Source organism: Shewanella sp. M16, assembly GCF_018224605.1.
Classification (GTDB): Bacteria; Pseudomonadota; Gammaproteobacteria; order Enterobacterales; family Shewanellaceae; genus Shewanella; species Shewanella oncorhynchi.
In genome coordinates, this window is sequence record NZ_JAGTUL010000028.1 from 37,214 (window position 1) to 61,645 (window position 24,432).

The following is a 24,432-nucleotide window of genomic DNA, read 5'->3' on the forward strand; positions in this document are numbered from 1 at the left end:
ACGAGTCACTTTTATTGAATTTAAACGACTCACAGCATTGAGATAATTTAACCATATCTTAATTACTTTGTTCGATGGATTCTGTCGAGATGAAGGCTAATTGGCGAGATAAATGGATGTGGCAGCGAGTGATTTACCCCGTAAGTGCACTGATTTTTATGCTATCGGCGGTGGCAAACGCCGATGAGGCAAATAAGTTATTGAATATGTGTAAGGCCTGTCATGGCGAGTCCGGAGTGAGTCGTTTTGAGCATATTCCTAACATTGAATGGCAAAACTCAGAATACCTATTGAAGCAACTGCGAGCCTTTAAGGCGGGGGATCGCCAAGATCCCACTATGACTAAAGTCGCCCAACTCTTGACTGAGGCTGATATGCAGCTGATGGCGGATTACTTTTACCTCGGAAAGGATAAATAACATGGATCTTAATCGTCGGGTTTTTATTAAAGGTGCGGTAGCGACTTCTGTTTTATCTGCCTTACCCGTTAAGTGGGTATTTGCCAATCAGCTTCCCGCAGAGGTTATTCCTCTGGATATATCAGCATTAACTTGGGCTAAGGCTGAGGACTTGCCGAATTATTTCAAAGTGTTAAACACTCATCCACTGAATGCGTTTCCGCCGGAGCATAAGCTCGCTCCTGCTGTGACGCCTGCCGATGCCTCGTTTATCCGTTGGAATGGCATAGTGCCTGACTTTAAGGCGTTAGATGCTAAAACTTGGACTTTTCAAGTGGATGGTGAGTCTGTTATCACCCCAAAAACCTACACAATTAATGAACTTAAGCGTCGCTTTAAGCATTACACATTGCAGTTGCTGATTGAATGTGGCGGTAATAGTCGCTCTGGCTTTTTTCCTAGTACTAAAGGCAATCAGTGGAATAATGCCGGCGTATTTTGCTCCGAGTGGACAGGTGTCTTAGTGAGTGATGTGCTTAAGGATTGCGGTATTAAAGCTGATGCTGTTTACACAGGCCATCACGGTGTTGATCGGCATTTGAGCGGCAAAGGTGAGGCTATTTCACGCGGCGTACCAATAAAGGCGGCGCTCGAAGAGCTTGGGCTTATTGCATGGTCGATGAACGGTGAGGACATTCCTTATCTACATGGATATCCCTTACGTATTGTGTTTGGTGGACGGCCAGGATCCGTTTCGCAAAAAGCGGCGACGGGGATCAGTGTGCGTAATAAAGTCCATGATGGGCATAAAATGGAAGCGCCAGCGTATCAACTCCCTAAATATCCCATAGCGCCAGGTGAGTCTGTTGATGATAAAGACTATAAAATCATTGAAGAAATGATAGTGAAGTCATTGATCACTCACCCCCAATCTGGAACCGAATTAGCTGTAGGTCAAAAGATGGCTATCGCAGGTCATGCTTGGGCGGGATTGCGGGAAGTGGTTAAGGTGGAAGTCAGTTACGATTATGGCACCCGTTGGTTTGCCGCTGAATTAGAAAAACCTAAAAACATAACAGCATGGCAGCAATGGAAGATTGAATTGCAATTACCGTCGCAGGGCTATTATGAAATCTGGGCCAAAGCGACCGATAGTGAAGGTGATAGTCAGCCTGTCGTACAACCGCAATGGAATCCTAAGGGATATATGTTTAACGGCTGCCACCGTATTGCCGTTAGGGTGGTGTGATGAAGTCGCATATCAATAAACTGATATTGCTTGGGCTAGTAGCATCCAGTATTTCGCTAGCCGCTGAGTATCCAGTGGACCCTAAATCGGGTTTGATCATGGCTCCTGGTTGGGAGTTAGTGAATTATCAATGTAATGCCTGCCATACCAGTATGATAGTCGTGCAAAACCACGGCGATAAAGCCTTTTGGAAAGAGACTTTGCAGTGGATGATAGACACTCAGGGTTTATGGGACTTGTCGGATACTTGGGAGCCCACCTTGAGTTATCTAAGCACTCATTATGGGCAGGCTGAAATGGATATGACGATCTTCAGACGTCTACCTTTAGAATCGAACCTGCAGCCTGTGCTAGTTAACCCTTTCCCTAAGGAACCAAAATGAAAGCGATTATCATAAGTTTGATTGCGCTATGTGGCTTATCCACAGAGGTTAATGGAGAGGTTTATCAAGCAGATATAGAGCGAGGTCAGGCATTGGCTACAGCACAGTGTGAGTCATGCCATGGCAATGCGGTGATCGCTATGGCCAAGCAATTCCCAAACTTAAAGGGACAAAAATTAGCTTATCTTAATAAACAGCTCGTCGATTTTAAAACCGGTTTACGACTCGATCCTTTGATGCAATCACAAGTCAGCGCGTTAAGTTCTGAGCAATTACAAGATGTGGCGCTGTTTTATAGCCAGCAAGTTACACCGAAGCTAAGTGCGAATTAGCGCGAGTATATAGTGTGTTATTTGAATTAAACCGATATGGGCTTTAGTTGGGATACGGGGTGATATTTTGTAGATTTGATTATGCAGTGGTTCGTTAACCTAGGCTACGTTGTAGTCGGTAGAAGTAATCATGCCATTCCGCTTGCGCCGTTGCCGCTTGTTCATCGTCAACCAATTCGAATTTAACTGTCTGCCCTGGGCGAGTTTGCGCGAGTTTCCACAGATCGGCTTCAATAATCACGGCTATTTGAGGATGATTGCTGGTGGTCTTAGCATCGGCAAGTAACACTAAAGGTTGCCCCGAAGCTGACACTTGAATGACTCCGGGCTTGACTGTATGGGATTGAACGGGAAATGGTTTTGCTAAGGTCAATATTTCCCCGTTGAGTATTGCACTTGCCCGATTGCTTTCTGCCGAAAGTTGCCACTGTGTTTGCCAGAATGTTTGCTGAGACTTCAACGAGAAGGCTTGGGTGTGTTTTGTTGCGAGTGCGCGAATATGCCCATTCCAACTTTTTTGAATTGCGCCAACTTGCCTTCTTAGTGGATGAGCTGAACCTAAGGTCAGGCTATCGCCAGCTTCTAATGCGCGACCATGAAATCCACCGATACCTGAGGTTAAATCAGTTGCAGCAGAATCCATCACTAACGGCACTTTAACGCCGCCATCAATCGCAACATAGGCACGCATGCCTTTATTTCCCCCTCTAAGACTGAGTTTTTGTCCTGTCTTAATGGAGTAACGCCAGCCGCAAACTATGGGTTTATTGTCTATGCGGGCATCAAAATCGGCACCCGTTAAGGCAATCCAAGCATCACGTTTAAACAAAAAAATCGATTGTCCGAAGGTCAATTCCAGTACGGGTGTATTGTCTGGGTTTGAGAGTAGGCGGTTTGCTAAACAGAGTGCAGGTCTATCTAAGGCACCAGCTTGGGTTACGCCTAAATGTCGATATCCCATGCGTCCGATATCTTGAACTGTGGTTAGTGCACCCGCTTTTATTACCTCGATCATCAAATTGTCCGTTGTTAGCTCGCGAGTAGATTGTTAATCACTTAAAGGGAGACAAAATACGTATCCCTTTATGAATGGTAGGCATATTGTCAGTTAAATGATGCTGAAATGTAAGTTTTTTGAGGTTTCAACTTGTAACCAAGATTGTCTTTGTAAAAGCAGTAATGGTGGGATAGAAGAAGTCCGAAATGAATTGAATATGTTACACTTAAGCTAAGTATTAGCCTCTCTACAATGCCTTAATACATGGCTTGAGCTGATCAAAATGGATTTATGATGGGCAATATTTAACTGACTTTTTAACAATTATTTATAATGACAGGTTGATGCTTCTTGATTAAATCACTTTTTAACAAACTCTTTAATATTCGTGATACGGCGACCGTTGAGAGACCCAAAAGTTTTTCAACGACAGACTTAGGTAAGTCGCTTGAACCTGCGCGAAAGCTAGCTAAACCTCTCGAAGACATTAGCGTGGTATCTGTGGATTTATCTGCACTCTTTTATAGTTTGTTATTTCCGACACGGGTTAAGGACACTGGCGGTGTAGCGAATAATCTTGAACGTCGGGTAATGGCTGAGATAGAGCAAGCCTTGGCATCGCCACAAGTCATCGCCGAAAAAGTGTTAAAGCTGCCGTCAAAGGTATTGGAGTTAGATCGTAAATTGGCCGACCCACAATTTGATATTAAGGATCTATTAGCGCTTATCGAGCGAGATCCTTTATTGAGTATTGAGGTGCTTAAGCTGTGTAATTCTCCCGCGTTTAAACGTAGCGATAGGGATATCACCAGTTTACAGCAGGCTTTGGTACAGCTTGGCCGCGAACAGTTGAGAAAATTTGTCACCACTTGTTTAGTGCGTGAAATGTTGGATATCAAACCAATCTATTTCCGTCGTTTTGGGGCAGAAATTTGGCGCCATTCGATGCAGGTTGCTTTTCTCGCCAGTGAGTTAAGCGATGAAGATCAAGATACGGCTTTTTTATTGGGCCTATTACACGATGTCGGCAAGTTGGCCATTTTTAAAATGCTCCTCGATGCATTTGTACAGGCAGAGCCGGGAGAACAGCCTAATTCTGGATTATTTAGACAAGTGATGACGACGAAATCGTTAACCTTGAGTTCATTGCTTGCTAAGCATTGGCAGTTACCCAATACCTTTGAAACAGAATTAGACAAGCTTGCCAGTGTGAACTCGCGCCCGCAAGCGGGGCTCGCCGCAGTGGTATGGCGGGCGAATGTGATTAGCGAGATTTCTATGCTGCATCAAGCAGGGCAATTATCCCCTGAGATACTGACGAATTTACTGCAGCAAGTTAACTTAGATCAAACTCAATTTGATGGCTTACATCAAAAACTGCTGCAGTTCTGATTGGGCAATTTAATACGTTTGGTATGAGAAATCAGGACAATAAAAAACGCGCTATTGAGCGCGTTTTTTATAAAGCGATAATTTAAAAAACGTTAGTATCGTTATTGCAGTAGTGATATATCCGCGACGTGCAGGAACTGCTCGCGTAGATTATTCAACAATGCTAAACGATTGTTTTTCAAGGCTTCATCATCCGCCATAACCATTACATCTTCGAAGAACTGATCCACGCTTTCACGCAGGCCAGCTAACAAAGTTAAGGCCTGTTGGTAATCAGCATTGGCAAACAAAGGTGCCAACTGTGGTTGTAGTTCGTTCAATTTGGCCGCCAATGCTTGCTCTGCCGCTTCGGTCAACAAACTTGCATTGATCGTTGTCGGTAAAGCGCCTTCAACCTTAGCCAGAATGTTAGATACACGTTTATTCGCTGCTGCAAGTGCGCCAGAAGCTTCTAGGCTTCTAAAGTGTGATACCGCATTGATACGACTATCAAAATCAGCTGGGCGTGTTGGGCGACGTGCTAGCACGGCTAAGATCACATCAACACCAATGCCTTTATCTTGATACCAAGCGCGGAAGCGAGCCATTAAGAACTCTAACACTTCATCGCTTGCATTGGCGTTGCTTAAGTGAGTGCCGTGGAGCTCCTGAGCTTTAGCAATCAGTGTTACTAAGTCCAGTGGCAGTTTGTTCTCAACGATAATACGCAGCACACCGATGGCGGCACGGCGTAGGGCAAAGGGATCGGCTGCGCCTTTTGGTGCTTGGCCAATACCAAAGATGCCGACTAAAGTATCGAGCTTGTCTGCTAATGCGACAGCGCAAGATACACCGGCACTAGGCACTGTATCGCCAGAGAACTTAGGCTTGTATTGCTCTTCCATTGCAACCGCAACGGCTTCGGTTTCACCATCGAGGCGGGCGTAGTGCATGCCCATAGTGCCTTGAGTGTCGGTAAACTCCATCACCATATTGGTCATCAAATCGGTTTTAGATAACAAACCTGCACGGGCTGCATCAACCGCATTCGCGCCAGTTTGTCCGGCAATAAAGGCGGCTAGGGCAGAAATACGATTCACTTTGTCTTTTAAGGTACCGAGCTGCTGTTGGAACAGGACGGTTTCTAGGCTAGGTAACCGCGATTCCAGCGTGTGTTTTTTATCGGTATTAAAAAAGAACTCGGCGTCGGCAAGACGTGGGCGAACGACTTTCTCGTTACCTGAGATAATTTGCGCGGGATCTTTAGATTCGATATTGGCCACAAAGATAAAGTTTGGCAGTAACTTGCCTGCATCATCAAAGACAGGGAAGTATTTTTGATCGCCCTTCATGGTATAGACCAAAGCTTCAGACGGTACACTTAAGAATTTTTCTTCGAAGCTAGCGGTCAATACCACAGGCCATTCAACCAAAGAGGTGACCTCTTCAAGCAGGCTATCTTCGATATCCGCTGTGCCACCAATCTTAGCTGCGGCTTTTTCGGCATCGGCTTTGATTAATGCTTTACGGCTTTCGTAATCGGCGATGACTTTACCTTTTTCTTTTAGGTCGGCAAGGTAGTGATCAGCGTGTGCTAATTCAAACTGCTTGAGCCCCATAAAGCGGTGACCGCGAACAGTGCGTGCCGATTTGATACCCAGCAATTCACCTTCAATCAACTCACTGCCTAACAAGATAGTGGCTGTATGAACGGGGCGAATAAATTGGGTTTTATTATTGCCCCAACGCATTGGCTTAGGAATGGGCAATTTATCGAGTGCACGTTGAGCCATAGCGGCGATCAAACTTTTGGTTTCGACGCCCTCAACTTTGGCGTTATGGACTAACCATTCGCCTTTATCTGTGACTAAACGTTCGGCTTGCTCAACGGTAATGCCATTACCACGTGCCCAACCTTCAGCGGCTTTAGTCGGTTTGCCTTCAGCATCGAATGCTGAACTCACGGCGGGGCCACGTTTCTCAACCACTTTGTCAGCTTGCGCAAGGGCAAGTTCAGTGACGTTAATTGCCAGACGACGTGGCGCTGCGTACCAAACGGCTGAGCTGAACGCTAAATCGGCTTTGGTGAGTTCTTCAGTAAAGTTAGCTAAAAAGGATTCAGCCAGTTTACGCAGTGACTTAGGTGGTAATTCTTCCGTGCCTAACTCTATGAGTAAGTTTTCAAAATTCATGTTTTTACCTCTACTTACACATTGGGAAGCCAAGCGCTTCGCGTGCCTGATAATAAGATTCAGCGACCGCTTTCGCCATAGTACGAACACGTAAGATGTAGCGCTGGCGCTCGGTAACTGAAATGGCATGGCGGGCATCGAGCAGGTTGAAGGCGTGTGAGGCTTTCATCACTTGCTCGTATGCGGGCAGAGGTAAAGGTTTTTCTAGCGACAATAAATGCTGACACATTTTTTCGCATTGATCGAACAGGGTGAACATAAAGTCCACATCGGCGTGTTCGAAGTTATAGGTCGATTGCTCGACTTCGTTTTGATGGAACACATCGCCATAGGTGATTAGGCCTAGTGGACCATCGGTCCATACGAGATCATAAACACTATCTACGCCTTGGATATACATGGCCAGACGCTCTAGGCCATAGGTGATTTCACCTGTGACAGGGCTGCATTCGATGCCGCCGACCTGTTGGAAGTAAGTAAACTGAGTCACTTCCATACCATTAAGCCAAACTTCCCAGCCTAAGCCCCAAGCACCTAGTGTTGGTGATTCCCAGTTATCTTCCACAAAGCGGATGTCGTGGATTTGAGTATCAATACCCAGTGCTTGCAGTGAGCCTAAATACAGCTCCTGAATATTGTCAGGCGAAGGTTTTAACACGACTTGGAACTGGTAGTAGTGCTGCAGGCGGTTAGGGTTTTCACCGTAACGACCATCCGTAGGGCGGCGCGATGGCTGCACATAGGCACTGCTCATAGGTTCAGGTCCTAAAGAACGTAGGAAAGTTTGTGGGTGGAATGTACCAGCGCCGACTTCCATATCTAGAGGTTGAACAATTGCACAGCCTTGCTGTGCCCAATATTCCTGCAGGGTGAGAATGAAACCCTGAAATGTTTTTACGTCGTGTTTTGTCGTCATGTCTACTTGTCTACTGCCGTCAGCCTGAATAGAAAATGGGTTCGATTATACCTTGTAGATATCTGCTTATGTAGGTTATTTTTTACCTTCTTAATTAAAACAATAAGGTTATATACCATGGAAGAGATCCGCTGTGGCTGGGTAAGTGATGATCCCTTGTATCGTGAGTATCACGACAAAGTGTGGGGGCGACCTGTTTATGATCCAAAGGAGCTGTTTGCTAAGTTGTGTTTAGATGGTCAACAGGCCGGATTATCTTGGATAACTATCCTGAAGAAGCAACAAAACTATGAACAGGCCTTTGCTAATTTTGAACCTGAGATTATTGCGACTTTTGATGAGGCGAAAGTTGAGGAGCTCATGTTGAATCCAGGTATAGTGCGCAACCGCTTGAAGGTGAACTCTATCATCAAGAATGCCAAAGGTTATTTAGCCTATACTGCCGATGGGAAGGATTTCTCTGCATTTTTATGGAGTTTTGTGGGCGGTAAACCCATAGTTAATCAGATTACGGCAATGTCGCAGGTTCCTGCACAAACACCAGAATCTGAAGCCATGTCAAAAGCGTTGAAGAAACTCGGATTCAATTTTGTCGGTCCAACCATTTGTTATGCCTTTATGCAGGCGGTGGGTATGGTGAACGATCATCTTGTCGAGTGTATTGCTTATCAGGCCTGTGTCGATTCTTGTGCCGGACTGCATAACCACGAGTAACATTAATCGCAGAGCTGACTGATATTAAAGAAAACTCTTGTAGAGTATCCAAATACAAAAAAGCATGTTCCACGTGGAACATGCTTTTTGAGCTTCGCTGGAACTCATCTTGTTAAACTTAAACGGTCTCAACAGGAAAGCTATTCTCCTTAGACTTAAAAGTAGCCCTTAGAGTTTCTCAAAGAAAAACGGCTTACGCTGTTCTTTATCTCCATTAAGTTCATTCATAGTCTCTGCATCAAATAACTTACCATTGACCATAGTATGAGTGACTTTGTCGGTGACTCGAATGTCGGCTAATGGATCACCATCAATAACGATCAAGTCTGCGAGCTTACCTTCTTTGATAGAACCAAGTTGCTGTTCCATGCCAAAGGTCATCGCTGGATTAATGGTGGCCGTTTTCAACACTTCCATATTGCTCATGCCGCCTTGGGCAAACATCCACATTTCCCAATGTGCCGCCAAACCTTCACGCTGACCGTGGGCGCCAATATTTGGGTGAACCCCTAACTTATTGAGCTCGTTAGCAACCTTAGCAACATTGAAATGATTGTAGTGGCTCTCTGGAGCATGGGGGCGTCGCATTGATCTTGCTTGCAAAATATCGGCTGGCACATACATGGATAGGCGTGGATGGACCCACACATCGGTTTTATCATACCAGTAGTTTTCACCAGAAATACCACCATAGGCGACTACTAAGGTTGGGGTGTAACCAACTTGAGTCTGGCTCCAAAACTGTTTGATATCGTTATAGATTGAACTAACGGGGAGCGAGTGCTCAATCGTAGTATGTCCATCGGCGACCATGCTTAAATTATGTTGCAGCAAACTGCCACCTTCAGGCACGACCATCATTTCAAGTTCACGCGCTGCGGCTATGACTTGCTGTCTCTGATTGCGGCGAGGTTGGTTATAGCTTTTTACGCTAAAGGCTCCAACTTTTTTCAGGCGTTCAAGATGGAATTTAGCATCATCCAGTGAGTCTATGTGCGATGTGTAGCCAGGCGCATTGGCACCATAAAGTATGGTGCCGGTGGAGAATATTCGTGGGCCAACAATATTGCCTGCTTTTTGTTGCTCAGATGCGGCAAAGATTTCTGTGGTGTCATTCGAGGGATCGTGAATCGTGGTGACACCCAAGGATAAGCCTGAATACAGCGCCCAGTTCTGTTGTGGCACAATTTCATCATCTGCTTGCGGTCCATGGGCGTGGGCATCGAATAGTCCTGGCATAATGGATTTGCCTTTGATGTCGATGATCTGCGCATCCTTAGGAATCGCAACATTGGCATCGCCTACGGCGACAATATGATTGTCTTTTACTATGACCACACCATTATAAATCACTTGGTCATTTTCCATCGTAATCACTTTGCCACCGACGAAGGCGATTGTTCCACGTGGAACATCGGCCTTTTCGGTAAAGCCTAAATCGATAATGCTTGGTTGTGCCTTTTCATCTTTTTTGTCGCGATATTGAGTGTCAACCTTGGCTTGGTACAACTCGGGGCCAAGAGTCCAATATAGTTGGTCGCTTTTACTGTTCCAACTGATACTTTCGCCCGCACGTGCACTCAATTGGCTTACGGGTAGATTGCTGGCATTGGGGCCAATCTCAACTGTCTCACCGTGTTTTGCAAAAGGTGTTACCCAAACTTTAAAGCGTTCAGCAAAGGCGAGTTGCTCACCATCGGGTGAAACCCTAAATTCAGTTGCATGTTTGCTGCTGTAATGAACCCGTTTATCGAAGCCGTCTAAGTTGATGGATGATAACTGCGGCGTTTCATCTTCGCTGCTATTCATAAAAAAGACGCGATCGGCATTAGCACCGAATTGAGCTTGATAGCCATCGGCACTGATCTTGCTATTTTGTTTACCTTTTATATCGACTTTATATAGCCCAGGTTCCTGCGACCAAGTTCTTGGTGTGAGGTTACCGCCTTGAGTTTTACGATACACTACGAGTTCACCATTGGGTGAAAAGGTGGGTTCGACATACTTTCCTGGCTCAGATGTTAGCTGCTTAGGTTTGCCACCTTTGGCGCTAATTACTTGCACTGTGCCTTGGTCTTGGTCATTCCAAGTGGTGAAAACAATATTTTTACCATCGCGCGACCATTGGGGATAAAGTTCTGCAATATTTTTGTCTAGCTCAGTCAAGCGTGACATTCTGCCATCGGGTAAGGATTTTAACCAAATTTTCCCCAGTGCTTCGAAGGCGACTTTGCTACCATCCGGTGAGACTTGCGCCATACGTAGCATTTTGACATCGAAAACATCTTTATCGATATCTTGCTTAAAGTGCACTGAGGGTTGTACTGCTAACTCGGTTTTTACACTAAAAGGAATGTCGGTGAGCATTTTATTGGCAACATTCAGGCGGTTAATCTTTCCTTTGGCCCAGAAGAAAATATCCTTGTTATCTTGAGTCCATGCCATTGTTGGGTAGACACCATGAATGGCCCAAGTCTCTTGCATATCACGGTCAAGTTCGCCAAACAGCTTAGTCGTCTCGCCCGACTTAAGGTCGAGTAGGTAGAGTGATGACTGAAAATCATCGCGCTTAATATAGGCGAGCTTAGTGCCGTCTGGGCTCGGCGTTGGCCGAATCGCACCACCAGTGCCTTCGATTAAAACTTCAATCTCACCAGTTTGAGTATCGTAGCGTTTGATTTTATAGATACCGTTGACCGAATCCTTTGAGTAATGGAAGGTTTTACCCGGCGTGTCATCCTGACTAAAGTAGATATAGCGACCATCGGGAGAATACGCGGGTTCACCTAAATCTTTCTCATCATTAGGACGTTCGGTTAGTTTGACGCCTTCACCACCCGCAACGTGGTATAGCCACACTTCGCCCGCACCTAAACTGCGGCTGGCGGTAAAATGCTTACGGGCAACCAGATACTGGGAGTCTGGGCTCCAAGCTGGACTGTTTAGCAGTCTGAAGTTTTCTTGGGTGACGGTTCTTGGGTTTTTACCATCGGCATCCATAATCCAAATGTTATCACCACCGTCGCCATCGGACGTAAAAGCGATGTGCTTGCCATCTGGGCTATAGACGGGCTGCATCTGCCAAGCTATGCCTTGGGCCAATGGCTTAGCTTCACCGCCTGTTACTGGAATTTGATAGATATCACCGAGTAAGTCGAAGACGATATGCTTACCATCTGGACTGACGCTCAAGTTCATCCAAGTGCCTTCATTAACATCAACTTTGACTTGCACTAAGGGATCATTCGCTGGAGCGTTAACATTCCAAGTCGATTCTTTCGTTTCTGTGGCGTTAACTGCGAGGGTATTCATCCCAAGAGTGAGGGCAATATAAAGCGGGGTCAGTTTAGAGTTCAACATGTCACTTCCTGTTATCGTTCTTATGGGCTACATGAGCGGTATTAATCACAAGATAAAGTTTTGTTAATACTTGGTGTAGTTATCGCATAAATAGATAGGAAGGAAAACGTAAATACTGTTTCAATTGATGTTCGAGCTAGAAAGCTGATATTTATATTAAGGATTGGGACAACAGAAATAGAACCAAGTTATTTGGTTCTATTTATAGAGGAGTATGGAGAACTAGCTGAGATAGGCTGATTGGATTAGCTAGGAAAGAAAATTGCTATCTCATCACCTAGGTGGATCATGGCATCATTTAATACCCTGCATGTAACACCTCCTCGCCAATCTGGGGTGAGTGCGGCTTCTAAACCGACATGTGCAATTTCCATTTTTTTACAGGGATCGGTCTCACCTGTAATTTCAAGTAGTAACTCACCAATTTGTAAATGTTTACCAACATCTGCACTGCTAAATACCAGACCATCAACGAGCAGATTTGCTCTGCGAGTCGTCCAAGGCAATTCTGCCTCAATAGCACGACAGGCTTGTTGCCATTGTAGTTTGGAAAGCACAGTGACTTGGCGTTTGCCAGGACGACCAAATACATCTTTCTCTACACCATTTAACTGGGTGACATTGGCACAGAGAACCTCATTCATTGGGCCGCGCTTTACAGTTTTATAGGCAATTGCCAGCAGTTTTGGCATAGTTCCTCACATCCTTTTTTTAATGATTAAGTCGCTAAAACGATACGACTTAAAGTCCTTTTTTGATCAAATATTGGTATGGCGTCTGAGCCGTTTCGCTGGCGATAAGCGTGTGATCCATAAACTCACAGAAGCTTGGAATATCGCGTGTCGTTGCAGGGTCATCGGCAATGATCAGCAGTGTCTCGCCAGCAGCCATTTGTCTTACCGTTTTACGCACCATCATTACAGGTTCTGGGCAACGTAAGCCAAGTGCATCGAGCCTATGCTGTGCGGTTGAGAAAGCGTCGTTCATATTACCTCTACTGAACGGTTAAGCAGAATTAGCTAATGTTACTCCAGCCCCCATGATAAACCAAGTTGGTGGTCTCAATTTGTGATGTGGTTTGATTGGTGTGCTTTTTGTCGTTACCAAAGCTAGGGATAAAATGTTCCACGTGGAACAAACTTATGGCTGATAGTAATTAACATTACTCAACGGCTTTATCAGCAGCGCTTTGAGATTGAGAGATTGGATGGATGACAGCTGTACTATTCTCTGGTGCTAAATCATTTGCTGCCGCCATAGTTTGTTGCTGCAATTTGGACGCCCGTTTGTAGCTATACATTTTTTGATCGGCTTTATGAATTAAGCTATTGGCTTCTTCATATTCATAGGGGCCAGTATCTGTAATGCCAAAGCTTAAGGAAATATTGTTTAGACTGAGTTTTATTTTTTGATTAAACCGAGTTATGAAATTCTCTCGAGCTTGTTCCTCACGACAGTTAGGCATGATGATACAGAACTCATCTCCACCATATCGAAAACAATGATCTTCAGCACGAGTGGTTTCTTTAATCGCTTTTGCGACAGCACAAAGTACTTCATCACCTGATCTATGGCCTTGAGTGTCATTAAATAATTTAAAATCATCTACATCTAAGTAGATGACACATACGGGCTCGGCGCGTCTTTGGGCAGCTCTGAGTATGCGAGTTGCTGTTTCTTGCAAGTGCCTTACATTGAGTAAACCTGTTAAGGGATCGGTCTGCGAGAGTTCTTCTAACTGCTGGGTCCGCTCTTTGACTTTGCTTTCCATGCTTTGGGCATATTTCTCGGCTTTATCCTTAGCGTTCTCAATCTCGGAGACTAAGCTGCGAATATATGTATCAAATACTAGTGTGACATCAAACAGCACCAGTTTATCAATTGCGGCTCGAATACGTTCGGCTTGACGTACATCTTGTACTGAGCTGTTGATCACGGCATAGATCAACTCCTTGAGTGTGTGCACCGCAGACAGGTAAAGTTTGGGCTCAACACCAATGCGTTTATGGACTAACCCAATCCGCAGGCGATTGTTTACGTACTCAAGATCATAAACACCATTAAATAAATCAAGCACATATCTTCTCTGTGCGGTACGTAGGCGGGCAAGGGTGTCTGAGTCTCCAATCAGGAGCGCAATTTCTGACACACTGGTTTGTAAGCCGTAAAAGTCGTCGACGATTTTATCTATGTTTTCTTCAATGATGGGCTTAAAGGATTGCAGGGCCTTTACGTCCGCCCCAGTAAAAGAGAAGAGTGCCTTACGAGACTCGATCTCCAGCTCAGTGATCCGCATTTGTTCGAAAAGGGTCTGTTCCGTTTGTAGCATCTGGCATTCCTCTGGTAAAACAACGAATTGCATCCTTGCACTACACTGCCTAGATTTGGCTGATGATTGCTTGCCTGTTGTCGTCCACAATAGCCAGTAATGCCCTTGTAGTTAAGTCGATAACGGACTGATTTTCAAATGAACAGCAGAAGAAATGAGAAATATTAATATTTACGATGGCAGAAGATTTTGGCATAAAAAAGCCGGAACAAGTTCCGGCTTTGATGATTATTTGATTAACGAATTAAACGCGTTCGAACACGGTTGCGATACCTTGGCCTAAACCAATACACATGGTCGCTAAACCTAAGGTCGCGTCTTTGTCTTCCATCAAGTTGATCAGCGTCGTAGAGATACGCGCACCTGAACAACCCAGTGGGTGACCTAATGCAATTGCGCCACCGTTGAGGTTGATTTTGTCGTCAACCACATCCGCTAAGCCTAAATCTTTCACACAAGGTAAAGACTGAGCTGCAAACGCTTCGTTCAGTTCAATCACATCTAAATCGGCAACTGTGATACCGGCACGAGCCAGCGCTTTTTGCGTGGCTGGCACTGGGCCGTAACCCATGATAGCCGCATCACAACCCGCAACCGCCATAGAGCGAATACGTGCACGAATTGGTAAGCCAAGTGCGCGCGCTTTAGATTCTTCCATGATCAACATGGCTGAAGCGCCATCAGACAGTGCAGAAGAAGTACCCGCAGTGACAGTACCGTTGACTGGATCAAATACCGGACGCAGTGCTGCTAGAGATTCCATTGTTGTTTCTGGGCGAATGACTTCGTCTTGCAGTACTTTAATTAAGGCACCGTTAGCATCGTGACCTTCAATGCCATAGATTTCCTTGGCAAAACGGCCTTCAATCGTCGCAGCATAAGCACGTTGGTGTGAACGTACCGCAAAAGCATCTTGCTGTTCACGGGTAATGCCGTGCAGTTTACCTAGCATTTCAGCCGTTAATCCCATCATGCCAGAGGCTTTTGCCACGTTATTAGCAAGACCTGGGTGGAAGTCGACACCATGGCTCATAGGCACATGGCCCATGTGTTCTACGCCACCAATAATAAAGGTGTCGCCCATGCCAGTCATGATTGCACGCGCCGCTTGATGGATAGCATCCATTGATGAACCACATAGGCGGTTAACCGTCACAGCGCCAGCGGTCTTTGGAATGCCCGCTAATAGCGAAGCGTTACGGGCAATATTGAAGCCTTGCTCTAGGGTTTGTTGCACACAACCCCAAATCACGTCTTCAATTAGGTTTGGGTCGAGTTGCGGGTTACGCAGCAACAGACCTTTCATTAATTCGGCAGACAGAGTTTCTGCACGCACATAACGAAATACGCCAGCCTTTGAGCGGCCCATCGGAGTACGGATGCAGTCTACGATAACAGCTTGTTTCATGATTAAATTCCTTTCCCGCTAATTAGGCTTGGTAGTAGCTACCGTTATTGGCTGCGAGTGCTCGCATCGCATCGGTCACTTGATACAGACCGCCCAAGTGAGCGTACTTGTCTGCTAAGGCGACAAAGTTCGCGACACCCATAGTATCCAAGTAACGGAACACGCCGCCTCTGAATGGTGGGAAACCTAAGCCATAAACCAGGCCCATATCCGCTTCGGCAGGAGATGCGACAATACCTTCTTCTAAACAGCGCACGGTTTCGATGATCATAGGGATCATAGTACGGGCAATAATGTCATCGGCTTCAAAGGCTTTTAACTCGCCAAAGGCATCTTTCAACAGGCCGTAGCTGGTTGGATCGATATCTTTCTTCGGTTTGCCACGGTTATCGACTGAATAGGCATAGAAACCTTTGCCATTTTTCTGGCCAAGACGTTTGTTCTCAAACATCACATCAATCGCGTCGGTACCTGATTTACCCATGCGATCAGGGAAACCATCAGCCATAACGGCTTGGGCGTGATGACCTGTGTCTAAACCGACAACGTCGAGCAGGTAAGCTGGACCCATTGGCCAACCGAATTGTTTTTCCATCACTTTGTCGATTGCGGCAAAGTCGCCACCTTCGGCAAGTAAGCCGTTAAAGCCGGCAAAGTAAGGGAAGAGTACGCGGTTTACGAAGAAGCCAGGGCAATCATTAACCACGATTGGGGTCTTGCCCATTTTGCTGGCATAAGCCACAACAGAGGCGATGGTTTCTTCAGAACTGTGCTCGCCACGGATAACTTCGACCAACGGCATTTTGTGCACTGGGTTGAAGAAATGCATCCCGCAGAAACGCTCTGGCTTTTTCATGCTCTTAGCGAGTAGGTTGATTGAAATGGTTGAAGTGTTTGAGGCGATAATCGCATCTTCACTCACATAGCCTTCAACTTCGGCTAAAACCTGTGCTTTAATTTTTGGATGTTCAACAACGGCTTCAACGACGACATCACTGTGTTTGAGCGCGGCATAATCTAATGAAGGCGTGATGTTGTTCAGCACTTTGGCCATTTTTTCTGGCGTTGAACGGCCACGAGCAACTTGGGCAGACAGCAGTTTGGCGGCTTCATTGAGGCCTAAATCTAATGCTGGCTGGGCAATGTCTTTCATGACAATCGGTGTGCCTTTACTGGCGCTTTGGTAGGCGATACCGCCGCCCATAATGCCAGCACCTAATACGGCAGCGTTTTTCACTTCTTTGGCTAACTTACCCGCTTTTTTCGCTTTGCCTTTAACGAATTGATCATTAAGGAAGATACCGATAAGCGCTTTAGCTACGTCAGTTTTAGCCAGTTTGATAAAGGCTTGATGCTCGATTTGGAGTGCTTCGGTGCGGCCTTTAGTCGATGCTTGCTCAATCACGCTTACTGCGGCCATTGGTGCAGGGTAGTGTTTACCCGCAACAGCAAACACCATGCCTTTAGCTGTGGTGAATGACATCATAGCTTCAAGTTTTGGCAGTGTTAGTGCAGACAGCTTGCGGTTACGACGCGCTTGCCAATCCAACTTTTCAGCAACAGCATCTTTGAGCATTTGAATCGCAGCCGCTTCTAATGCTTCTGGCGCAACCACAGCATCCACAGCACCGACTTTCAGTGCATCTTCAGCGCGTTGGTCGTTACCTGTGGTGATCCATTCAAGTGCGTTATCTGCACCAATCACACGTGGCAGACGAACTGTGCCGCCAAAGCCTGGGATGATGCCTAGTTTAGTTTCAGGTAAACCGATTTTGGCTGTGGTATCTGCGATACGAAAATCCGTTGCCAGAATGGTTTCACAGCCGCCACCTAAGGCAAAGCCTTTGATTGCAGATGCGGTTGGGAAAGGTAAGTCTTCGAGTTTGTTGAAGACAGCGTTGGCTTGTTCAACCCAAGAGAGCAGTACGGCGTCATCTTGTGCAAATAGGCCTAAAAATTCGGTAATGTCGGCACCCACAATAAAGGTATCTTTACTGGAGGTCAGCACTAACGCTTTGATATTGGAATTTTGCTTGATGCTGTCTAATGCGGCATCGAGCGAAGCGAGGGTTTCTCTGTCGAATTTGTTCACCGAACCGGGTGCGTTAAAGCACAGCTTGGCAATATTATCCTCGAGTAACTCAACTTGAATTGTAGGACTTTGGTAGATCATTGCTTGCTTCCTTTTGGCTTAAAAGTGATACCCACCATTATGTGTTGGTGCTAGTACGACTCTCTATCTCACAGCAGCTTCGGCCATCATTTGACCAGTTGTGTGCCAGTGTGCTTCGAAATTCGATAAATTACAACACCCAATTTAAACGACTGTTTAATTTCTTGTCGGCTAGAGTGATTTTTCACCTTTGTGATACACTGCACAGAGTGTAGAACACCTAGAATGCGTTAAATCACTTTGCGGATAAATAGGTCTTTGTGGCTGTTTTTCTTAGACGTTTAAACGCTGTAGCCATGCTAGGGTTGAATAGAATTATTAAAAATAATCATGATGTTATCGCTTTAATGTTCTTTATTCAGCAGCCATGTATTTTAGATTGAGTGACAGTTTAACGTTTTGATTGAATCTGTTGTTCATGATCAGATTAAGATTATGTGGGCAAATTTGGCTCATAATATTAACTTTTATTCATTGCAGGAGATGACAAATGGATCAGTTGGCTCATCACTATCGTGCCCATATTGCCGAGTTAAACCGCCGAGTCGCAGAGATTTTGTCTCGAGAAGCCTTGTCTGGTTTAGTGATCCATTCGGGTCAGCCGCATCGGATGTTTTTGGATGATATCAATTATCCCTTTAAAGCAAACCCGCACTTCAAGGCATGGTTGCCAGTGTTGGATAATCCTAATTGCTGGTTAGTCGTCAATGGTCGCGATAAACCGCAGCTGATTTTTTATCGTCCAGTAGATTTTTGGCACAAAGTATCCGATGTGCCGGATATGTTCTGGACCGAGCATTTTGATATTAAGCTGTTAACTAAGGCCGATAAGGTCGCTGAACTGTTGCCCAAAGACACTGTTAATTGGGCTTATTTGGGCGAGCATTTAGATGTAGCCGAAGTGCTGGGTTTTACCAGTCGCAATCCTGATGCTGTGATGAGCTATTTGCATTACCACAGAACCACTAAAACTGAATATGAGCTGGAATGTATGCGCCGCGCCAACCAAATTGCGGTGCAGGGACATTTGGCGGCTAAAAATGCGTTTTATAACGGTGCGAGTGAGTTCGAGATCCAACAGCATTATTTATCTGCCGTGGGCCAGAGCGAAAATGAAGTGCCCTACGGCAATATTATCGCTCTTAATCAAAATGCGGCGATTTTGCATTACACCGCGCTCGAGCATCAAAGCCCTGCGAAACGTTTGTCTTTTCTTATTGATGCGGGCGCGAGTTACTTTGGCTATGCGTCTGATATCACTAGAACCTATGCATTTGAGAAGAATCGTTTCGATGAGTTGATCGCTGCGATGAATAAGGCGCAGCTGGAGCTTATCGACATGATGCGCCCCGGCGTTCGTTATCCTGATTTACACTTAGCGACTCACGCTAAAGTAGCGCAAATGCTATTGGATTTTGATTTAGCCACGGGTGATGCCCAAGGTTTGGTTGATCAAGGCATTACCAGTGCTTTCTTCCCCCATGGTTTAGGCCACATGTTAGGTTTACAAGTGCATGATGTGGGTGGCTTCTCCCACGATGAGCGCGGTACACATATCGCGGCCTCCGAGGCCCACCCATTTTTGCGCTGCACCCGCATTTTAGCGCCAAACCAAGTGCTGACTATGGAACCTGGGTTATACATCATAGATACTTTGCTCAATGAGCTTAAACAAGATAGTCGTGGCCAACAGATCAACTGGCAAACGGTTGATGAGTTAAGGCCTTTTGGCGGTATTCGTATCGAAGATAACGTCATAGTGCATCAAGACAGAAACGAGAACATGACCCGTGAGCTCGGCTTAGCCGATTGATGTTTGAAAATAGATTAGGGCGAATTTGTGCTCGAAAGTTATAACGTTCCCTGTGATGAAATCGTCATTGAAGAAGAGATAAAGCATAGTCGCTTTATCTCTTTTCTCTTTCATTGCGATAGTGTCGATAAATTAAAGTTAGTACTTACTGACATAAAGCGTGACTATCCCAGCGCAAGCCACTATTGCTCAGCTTTTGTTGCTGGCGCACCGGATGATAGCGTCTTGATTGGTTCGAGTGATGACGGTGAGCCCGCTGGCAGTGCAGGCCGCCCTATGTTAGCTGTGTTGCAAGGGGCACATATTGGAGAAGTGGGCGCTGTTGTCGTGCGTTACTATGGCGGTACTAAGCTAGGCGTAGGTGGACTCGTTCGGGCTTATACGTCGGGCTTAAGGCAAGGCTTGATTCAATTACCGACGCGACTCAAACAGTTACGGTATCCCGCCAAGTTGCATTGTGATTATGCGCAGCTGCGCGATGTCGAGCATCTATTACAGCAAGTGGATGCCGTGATCATCGATAAGCAATTTGCCACAGCGGTCGATATTGTGTTTGAGATAGGGCGAGAGCAACAGGCATGGCTTTGTGAGTCACTGGCGACACTGAGTCAAGGAAGTTTGAGGCCCGAGTTTGAGCTGTGATGCCTGCGTAAATTATGCCAAAATAGCCCAAATGCTGAAAATACCTTTACAGCCAATGGAATAATTGAACTCGCGTAATGCAATATAAAACCATAATTAGAATCATAGGCCTGCTGATTGGTTTATTTTCAATCACTATGCTGCCACCAGCACTGATCGCTGTTTGGTATAACGATGGCGGCGGCACGGCGTTTATGCAGGCATTTTTTGTTAGCCTATTTATTGGTTTTTGGCTCTGGTATCCAAACCGCCACTGCAAAGAAGAATTGCGTACGCGAGAGGGCTTCCTGATTGTCGTGCTGTTCTGGACTGTACTGGGTTCTATTGGTGCCTTGCCGTTTATCTTTTCGAGTCAGCCAGACTTAAGCTGGACAGACAGCTTCTTTGAATCTTTTTCTGCGTTAACTACCACCGGAGCCACTGTCATTGTCGGGCTCGATTTCCTACCTAAGGCTATTTTGTTTTACCGCCATATGCTGCAATGGCTTGGCGGCATGGGGATTATTGTGCTCGCAGTGGCTATTTTACCTGTGCTCGGTGTGGGAGGAATGCAGCTTTATCGCGCAGAAATCCCGGGGCCAGTGAAAGACAGTAAGATGACCCCGCGGATAGCCGAAACCGCTAAAGCACTGTGGTATATCTATTTACTGCTAACGATTTCCTGCGCGACGGCTTATTGGTGGGCGGGCATGAGTATTTTTGACGCCATTTGTCATTCATTTTCGACCATAGCCATCGGAGGTTTTTCGACCCATGATGCCAGTATGGGCTATTTCGATAGTCCTACTATTAATCTTATTTGTGTGTTCTTTTTAATTGTTTCTGCGGTTAACTTTAGCGTGCATTTTGCGGCATTTTCACGACGTGGGATTAACGTTAGAGTCTATTTTAAAGATGCTGAATTTAAGATGCTGGTGGCGATTCAACTTATTCTCACCGCGATTTGTTTCTTCACGCTTTATCGTTCTGGTATTTATGATTCGCCAGAAGAAACCTTAGATCATGCTTTATTTCAGGCAGTTTCAGTTGCCACTACGGCTGGATTTGGCACTGATAGCTTCCATCTGTGGCCATTATTTTTACCCATACTATTAATGTTTTCGAGTTTTATCGGTGGCTGTGGTGGCTCAACTGCGGGTGGGATTAAGGTCATTCGAGTAATTTTACTGCTGTTACAGGGTTCCCGTGAATTGAAACGACTCGTTCACCCTAAGGCAATGTTTTCGATTAGGATTGGCTCTAAAGCCTTACCCGACCGCGTGGTTGATGCTGTTTGGGGATTCTTTTCTGCCTATGCGCTGGTGTTTGTGATTTGTATGCTTGCACTCATGGCGATGGGATTAGATGATATTACGGCTTTTAGTGCCACGGCGGCATGCTTAAACAACCTAGGCCCAGGTTTAGGTGAGGTAGCGAGCAATTATGCCAGTATTGGTGATGGAGCCAAGTGGGTATTGGTCGTGGCTATGCTGTTTGGTCGCCTCGAAGTATTTACCTTACTGATTTTGTTTACGCCAACTTTTTGGAAGAATTAATCATGCAGACGTTAATAATCTATTCGACGATAGATGGCCAAACATTGGCAATTTGCCAAAAAATGAAGACGATTGCTGAACAGGCGGGAGAGCAGGTTTCGCTCGCCACATTAGAGCAGGCGGAAGCGTTGAGCTTAGTGGATTTTGATAAAGTGCTGATTGGTGCCAGTATTCGCTATGGTAAACATAGACCAGAGCTTTATCAGTATGTGAATCGTCACCATGCAGTGCTAGATACTAAGATTAATGGTTTTTTTACCGTTAACGTAGTGGCGCGCAAACCCTTAAAAAATACGCCTGAAACCAATCCTTATATGCAAAAGTTTCTCAAACTTTCACTGTGGCAACCCCAGCTATTAGAAGTGTTTGCGGGCAAGATTGATTACCCTAAATACGGTTTGTTCGACCGGACCATGATACGTTTTATCATGTGGTTGACTAAAGGGCCAACGGATATCACTGGCACTTTTGAGTTTACCGATTGGGCAAAAGTCGATGCCTTCGGTAACCGTTTTAGCCAACATTAAAAACCATTAAGCCCTAATCACTTGCAAGAGGTTAGGGCTTAAATTTAGGCTAATTTTGCAGTGTTAGGCTGCGCAGTAGCGGCTATGCAGAATCGAAATCACTTGGGTGACTTGCTCGTTCTTGAGTTTATAGTAAACAATTTGCGAGCTCTTACGGGTATCCACGAGATCTTCTGCGCGTAATACGGCTAAATGCTGGGATAGAGCCGACTGGCTTAATGGCACTGTGGCGTTGAGCTCGGTTACGCTCAACTCTTTGTCTAGTAATAGACATAAAATCATTAGGCGATAAGGGTTCGCTATGGCCTTGAGCCATTTAGCCGCACTTTCCGCATTAGTTACCATTGCATCTACATCTATATCATTTTGCATAAGGTCACTCACTTTATCGCTTTTGATTAGATAATTCTAATTGAACACATGTGTTTACGCAATCATACTGCTCGGCAATGCAGATCTCAATTTTTGCATCTCAGAATATGAGATACGACTGATTTGTGATCCTATCAGAGGTTTATTTAACGTAACCTTGCCACAATGGTGGTATTACTCAGTGGATCGGGAATTGCCTATGACACGCGTCCTCGTACTTTATTTTACCCGTGGTGGCCATACGGCCAAGATTGCCAGTGCAATTGCCGAGCAATTAAGATTTCGTGACGCTAAGGTTGACCTCATCGATATCAACAGTGCTGCCGCAACTTGTATTAATTGGCCTGATTATGATGTCGTTGCCTTAGGTGCCTGCGTGCTCTATGGCACCTATGATAAGAGCGTTTTTCAATTTATTGAGCAGCATGCACAGGCTCTGGGCGCATTGCCAAACAGTTTTTTCTGCGTCAATGTTGTGGCGAGAAATCCTGAAAAACGTATCCCTGCAAATAATAAATATCTGCAAAAGTTCATTGCGTTATCGCCATGGACGCCTGCTGATCTTAAAATTATTGCGGGCAAAGTGGATTATCCTTCATGGCCTTGGTATGACAGATTGGCGATTCAGTTGATTATGAAGATGACTAAAGGTCCAACTGATCCTAAGTCAGTTATCGATTATACCGACTGGGCAGATGTGAAAGTTTATGCTGATCATCTATTGGAATTAGTCGACGTTACCGCTATTTAGGGCGGGTCAGGCTTAATAAAAAGGCGCTTAACAAGTTAAGCGCCTTTTTAGTATTTAAGCTCTACTGAATTAGTACTTCCAGAAACTCGGGTGGAACAACACCGCCACGGTTAAGATTTCTAAACGACCGAGGAGCATGCCGAGTGACAACGCCCATTTAGCGACATCGGGTAGCGTTGAGAAGTTACCTACAGGTCCAATAATCGGGCCTAAACCAGGGCCCACGTTAGTGACTGCCGTAATCGCGCCCGTGAAACTGGTCATAGGATCGAGACCCGTGAGCACTAAAATCACTGACAAGCCTACAATCACCATCACAAACAGCAGTACGAAAGTGATCAGAGAGCGCACGATATCATCACTGATGATGCGGTTGTTGTAACGTTCCCTAAAGATACCGTTTGGATGACATTGCTGTTTCAATTGCTCGCGCATAATGGCCCCAGCAATTTGAAAACGGAAGATCTTAATCCCGCCCGAAGTTGAACCAGAGCAACTACCGACAAACATTAAAAACAGGAAGGCGATATTGGCAAAGGCGCCCCAAGCACCGTAGTCCGTTAAGCCATAACCTGTAGTGGTGACTACCGATACCACGTTAAAGCTGGATAAACGCAGTGCATCTAGAAGCTCAATGTCGCGGGTTTGCCACAGCCAGAAGCCAATAGAACAAGAGACAAATGTGAGGAAAAATAAGAAGCCTTTGACCTGAGCATCGTTCCAAATCCGTAGATCCCTTTGCTGTATGGTTTGTACAAACATGAGTAGTGGCAAGCCACCTGCTGCCATAAAGAAAATCCCAACCCAGTGTGCAGAGTTGGAGAACGCCGCCATTGAGCTATCTGAGGTCGAGTAGCCACCAGTCGAGAGGGTGGTCATTGCATGATTGATGGCCTGAAACCAAGTCATTCCCGCCAGATGATAGGCAACACAGCAGATACTCGTTAGTAAAATATATATAAAGAATAAA

General features: G+C 45.5%; 22 protein-coding genes. 11 read left to right on the forward strand and 11 right to left on the reverse strand.

The window, feature by feature from the left end; translation table 11 throughout:
• Positions 1 to 116 precede the first annotated feature (116 nt).
• Genes KFE26_RS17145 through KFE26_RS17160 form a run of 4 tightly spaced genes read left to right on the forward strand, consistent with a single transcriptional unit; the run spans position 117 to position 2,362 of the window.
• The gene (locus KFE26_RS17145; protein ID WP_212601140.1) at positions 117 to 419 is read left to right on the forward strand and encodes a cytochrome C; all 303 of its coding nucleotides are present in this window, start codon (positions 117 to 119) and stop codon (positions 417 to 419) included.
• Between the two features lies 1 nt (position 420).
• A complete protein-coding gene (locus KFE26_RS17150) occupies positions 421 to 1,647 on the forward strand; it encodes a sulfite oxidase (protein ID WP_212601129.1) in 1,227 nt (408 codons plus the stop codon).
• Entirely contained in the window at positions 1,647 to 2,030 is a 384-nt protein-coding gene (locus KFE26_RS17155) for a cytochrome C (RefSeq protein ID WP_212601130.1), read from the forward strand. Before KFE26_RS17150 ends, KFE26_RS17155 begins: the two co-directional genes overlap by 1 nt.
• The gene (locus tag KFE26_RS17160; RefSeq protein WP_006083818.1) at positions 2,027 to 2,362 is read left to right on the forward strand and encodes a c-type cytochrome; all 336 of its coding nucleotides are present in this window, start codon (positions 2,027 to 2,029) and stop codon (positions 2,360 to 2,362) included. Before KFE26_RS17155 ends, KFE26_RS17160 begins: the two co-directional genes overlap by 4 nt.
• A 94-nt stretch (positions 2,363 to 2,456) precedes the next feature.
• Here KFE26_RS17160 and KFE26_RS17165 read toward each other — a convergent pair whose 3' ends face one another.
• A complete protein-coding gene (locus KFE26_RS17165) occupies positions 2,457 to 3,377 on the reverse strand; it encodes a biotin-dependent carboxyltransferase family protein (protein ID WP_212601131.1) in 921 nt (306 codons plus the stop codon).
• A 333-nt stretch (positions 3,378 to 3,710) separates the two neighbouring features.
• Between KFE26_RS17165 and KFE26_RS17170 the strand changes: the two genes are divergently transcribed.
• On the forward strand, positions 3,711 to 4,751 hold the full coding sequence (locus tag KFE26_RS17170; protein WP_212601132.1) for an HDOD domain-containing protein: 1,041 nt from the start codon (positions 3,711 to 3,713) through the stop codon (positions 4,749 to 4,751).
• A 101-nt stretch (positions 4,752 to 4,852) separates the two neighbouring features.
• Here KFE26_RS17170 and glyS read toward each other — a convergent pair whose 3' ends face one another.
• Both glyS and glyQ read right to left on the reverse strand, forming a co-directional pair.
• A complete protein-coding gene (gene glyS, locus KFE26_RS17175; RefSeq protein WP_212601133.1) occupies positions 4,853 to 6,922 on the reverse strand; it encodes a glycine--tRNA ligase subunit beta in 2,070 nt (689 codons plus the stop codon).
• Between the two features lie 10 nt (positions 6,923 to 6,932).
• Positions 6,933 to 7,838 carry a glycine--tRNA ligase subunit alpha gene (gene glyQ / locus KFE26_RS17180; protein WP_006084781.1) on the reverse strand — a complete coding sequence of 302 codons (906 nt, stop codon included), beginning with the start codon at positions 7,836 to 7,838 and terminating at the stop codon, positions 6,933 to 6,935.
• A gap of 117 nt (positions 7,839 to 7,955) precedes the next feature.
• On the opposite strand from glyQ, the gene KFE26_RS17185 reads away from it, so the two are divergent.
• Positions 7,956 to 8,552: a DNA-3-methyladenine glycosylase I gene (locus KFE26_RS17185; protein WP_011918265.1), complete on the forward strand. Its 597-nt coding sequence runs from the start codon at positions 7,956 to 7,958 to the stop codon at positions 8,550 to 8,552.
• 168 nt (positions 8,553 to 8,720) lie between these two features.
• Here the strand turns inward: KFE26_RS17185 and KFE26_RS17190 are convergent, their stop codons facing one another.
• From KFE26_RS17190 to fadB, 6 genes are all read right to left on the reverse strand, one after another.
• Positions 8,721 to 11,912 carry an amidohydrolase family protein gene (locus KFE26_RS17190; protein ID WP_212601134.1) on the reverse strand — a complete coding sequence of 1,064 codons (3,192 nt, stop codon included), beginning with the start codon at positions 11,910 to 11,912 and terminating at the stop codon, positions 8,721 to 8,723.
• A 245-nt stretch (positions 11,913 to 12,157) separates the two neighbouring features.
• On the reverse strand, positions 12,158 to 12,604 hold the full coding sequence (locus KFE26_RS17195; protein WP_168827597.1) for an MOSC domain-containing protein: 447 nt from the start codon (positions 12,602 to 12,604) through the stop codon (positions 12,158 to 12,160).
• Positions 12,605 to 12,653: 49 nt separating this feature from the next.
• Entirely contained in the window at positions 12,654 to 12,899 is a 246-nt protein-coding gene (tusA, locus tag KFE26_RS17200; protein WP_105250817.1) for a sulfurtransferase TusA, read from the reverse strand.
• A gap of 175 nt (positions 12,900 to 13,074) precedes the next feature.
• Entirely contained in the window at positions 13,075 to 14,241 is a 1,167-nt protein-coding gene (locus KFE26_RS17205) for a diguanylate cyclase domain-containing protein (protein WP_131524506.1), read from the reverse strand.
• A gap of 244 nt (positions 14,242 to 14,485) precedes the next feature.
• Positions 14,486 to 15,649: an acetyl-CoA C-acyltransferase FadA gene (gene fadA, locus KFE26_RS17210; protein ID WP_212601135.1), complete on the reverse strand. Its 1,164-nt coding sequence runs from the start codon at positions 15,647 to 15,649 to the stop codon at positions 14,486 to 14,488.
• A 22-nt stretch (positions 15,650 to 15,671) separates the two neighbouring features.
• The gene (gene fadB, locus KFE26_RS17215; RefSeq protein ID WP_212601136.1) at positions 15,672 to 17,822 is read right to left on the reverse strand and encodes a fatty acid oxidation complex subunit alpha FadB; all 2,151 of its coding nucleotides are present in this window, start codon (positions 17,820 to 17,822) and stop codon (positions 15,672 to 15,674) included.
• 490 nt (positions 17,823 to 18,312) lie between these two features.
• Here fadB and pepQ point away from each other — a divergent pair, with 490 nt between their 5' ends.
• The 4 genes from pepQ (at position 18,313) to hemG (KFE26_RS17235) (ending at position 22,339) form a co-directional block, all read left to right on the forward strand.
• Complete coding sequence (gene pepQ, locus KFE26_RS17220) at positions 18,313 to 19,635, forward strand: Xaa-Pro dipeptidase (protein ID WP_212601137.1); 1,323 nt, start codon at positions 18,313 to 18,315, stop codon at positions 19,633 to 19,635.
• Positions 19,636 to 19,662: 27 nt separating this feature from the next.
• Positions 19,663 to 20,277 carry a YigZ family protein gene (locus tag KFE26_RS17225; protein WP_173248508.1) on the forward strand — a complete coding sequence of 205 codons (615 nt, stop codon included), beginning with the start codon at positions 19,663 to 19,665 and terminating at the stop codon, positions 20,275 to 20,277.
• A gap of 77 nt (positions 20,278 to 20,354) precedes the next feature.
• Positions 20,355 to 21,812, forward strand: coding sequence for a TrkH family potassium uptake protein (locus KFE26_RS17230; RefSeq protein WP_105250821.1), 1,458 nt, complete (start codon positions 20,355 to 20,357; stop codon positions 21,810 to 21,812).
• A gap of 2 nt (positions 21,813 to 21,814) precedes the next feature.
• Entirely contained in the window at positions 21,815 to 22,339 is a 525-nt protein-coding gene (gene hemG, locus KFE26_RS17235; RefSeq protein WP_212601138.1) for a menaquinone-dependent protoporphyrinogen IX dehydrogenase, read from the forward strand.
• A 63-nt stretch (positions 22,340 to 22,402) separates the two neighbouring features.
• On the opposite strand, the gene KFE26_RS17240 is transcribed toward hemG (KFE26_RS17235), so the two are convergent.
• Positions 22,403 to 22,711: a metalloregulator ArsR/SmtB family transcription factor gene (locus tag KFE26_RS17240; protein ID WP_105250823.1), complete on the reverse strand. Its 309-nt coding sequence runs from the start codon at positions 22,709 to 22,711 to the stop codon at positions 22,403 to 22,405.
• Positions 22,712 to 22,910: 199 nt separating this feature from the next.
• On the opposite strand from KFE26_RS17240, the gene hemG (KFE26_RS17245) reads away from it, so the two are divergent.
• Positions 22,911 to 23,462: a menaquinone-dependent protoporphyrinogen IX dehydrogenase gene (gene hemG / locus KFE26_RS17245; protein ID WP_113941396.1), complete on the forward strand. Its 552-nt coding sequence runs from the start codon at positions 22,911 to 22,913 to the stop codon at positions 23,460 to 23,462.
• Positions 23,463 to 23,531: 69 nt separating this feature from the next.
• Here the strand turns inward: hemG (KFE26_RS17245) and KFE26_RS17250 are convergent.
• On the reverse strand, positions 23,532 to 24,432 hold a 901-nt coding region (locus KFE26_RS17250; RefSeq protein WP_212601139.1), incomplete at its 5' end, for a TrkH family potassium uptake protein.

Bases quoted from the DNA above. Each gene is read 5' to 3' on its own strand.
- KFE26_RS17145 (WP_212601140.1), top strand. From the start codon at position 117: ATGTGGCAGCGAGTGATTTACCCCGTAAGTGCACTGATTTTTATGCTA.
- KFE26_RS17150 (WP_212601129.1), top strand. From the start codon at position 421: ATGGATCTTAATCGTCGGGTTTTTATTAAAGGTGCGGTAGCGACTTCT.
- KFE26_RS17155 (WP_212601130.1), top strand. From the start codon at position 1,647: ATGAAGTCGCATATCAATAAACTGATATTGCTTGGGCTAGTAGCATCC.
- KFE26_RS17160 (WP_006083818.1), top strand. From the start codon at position 2,027: ATGAAAGCGATTATCATAAGTTTGATTGCGCTATGTGGCTTATCCACA.
- KFE26_RS17165 (WP_212601131.1), bottom strand. From the start codon at position 3,377: ATGATCGAGGTAATAAAAGCGGGTGCACTAACCACAGTTCAAGATATC.
- glyS (WP_212601133.1), bottom strand. From the start codon at position 6,922: ATGAATTTTGAAAACTTACTCATAGAGTTAGGCACGGAAGAATTACCA.
- glyQ (WP_006084781.1), bottom strand. From the start codon at position 7,838: ATGACGACAAAACACGACGTAAAAACATTTCAGGGTTTCATTCTCACC.
- KFE26_RS17185 (WP_011918265.1), top strand. From the start codon at position 7,956: ATGGAAGAGATCCGCTGTGGCTGGGTAAGTGATGATCCCTTGTATCGT.
- KFE26_RS17190 (WP_212601134.1), bottom strand. From the start codon at position 11,912: ATGTTGAACTCTAAACTGACCCCGCTTTATATTGCCCTCACTCTTGGG.
- KFE26_RS17195 (WP_168827597.1), bottom strand. From the start codon at position 12,604: ATGCCAAAACTGCTGGCAATTGCCTATAAAACTGTAAAGCGCGGCCCA.
- tusA (WP_105250817.1), bottom strand. From the start codon at position 12,899: ATGAACGACGCTTTCTCAACCGCACAGCATAGGCTCGATGCACTTGGC.
- KFE26_RS17205 (WP_131524506.1), bottom strand. From the start codon at position 14,241: ATGCTACAAACGGAACAGACCCTTTTCGAACAAATGCGGATCACTGAG.
- fadA (WP_212601135.1), bottom strand. From the start codon at position 15,649: ATGAAACAAGCTGTTATCGTAGACTGCATCCGTACTCCGATGGGCCGC.
- fadB (WP_212601136.1), bottom strand. From the start codon at position 17,822: ATGATCTACCAAAGTCCTACAATTCAAGTTGAGTTACTCGAGGATAAT.
- pepQ (WP_212601137.1), top strand. From the start codon at position 18,313: ATGGATCAGTTGGCTCATCACTATCGTGCCCATATTGCCGAGTTAAAC.
- KFE26_RS17230 (WP_105250821.1), top strand. From the start codon at position 20,355: ATGCAATATAAAACCATAATTAGAATCATAGGCCTGCTGATTGGTTTA.
- hemG (WP_212601138.1), top strand. From the start codon at position 21,815: ATGCAGACGTTAATAATCTATTCGACGATAGATGGCCAAACATTGGCA.
- KFE26_RS17240 (WP_105250823.1), bottom strand. From the start codon at position 22,711: ATGCAAAATGATATAGATGTAGATGCAATGGTAACTAATGCGGAAAGT.
- hemG (WP_113941396.1), top strand. From the start codon at position 22,911: ATGACACGCGTCCTCGTACTTTATTTTACCCGTGGTGGCCATACGGCC.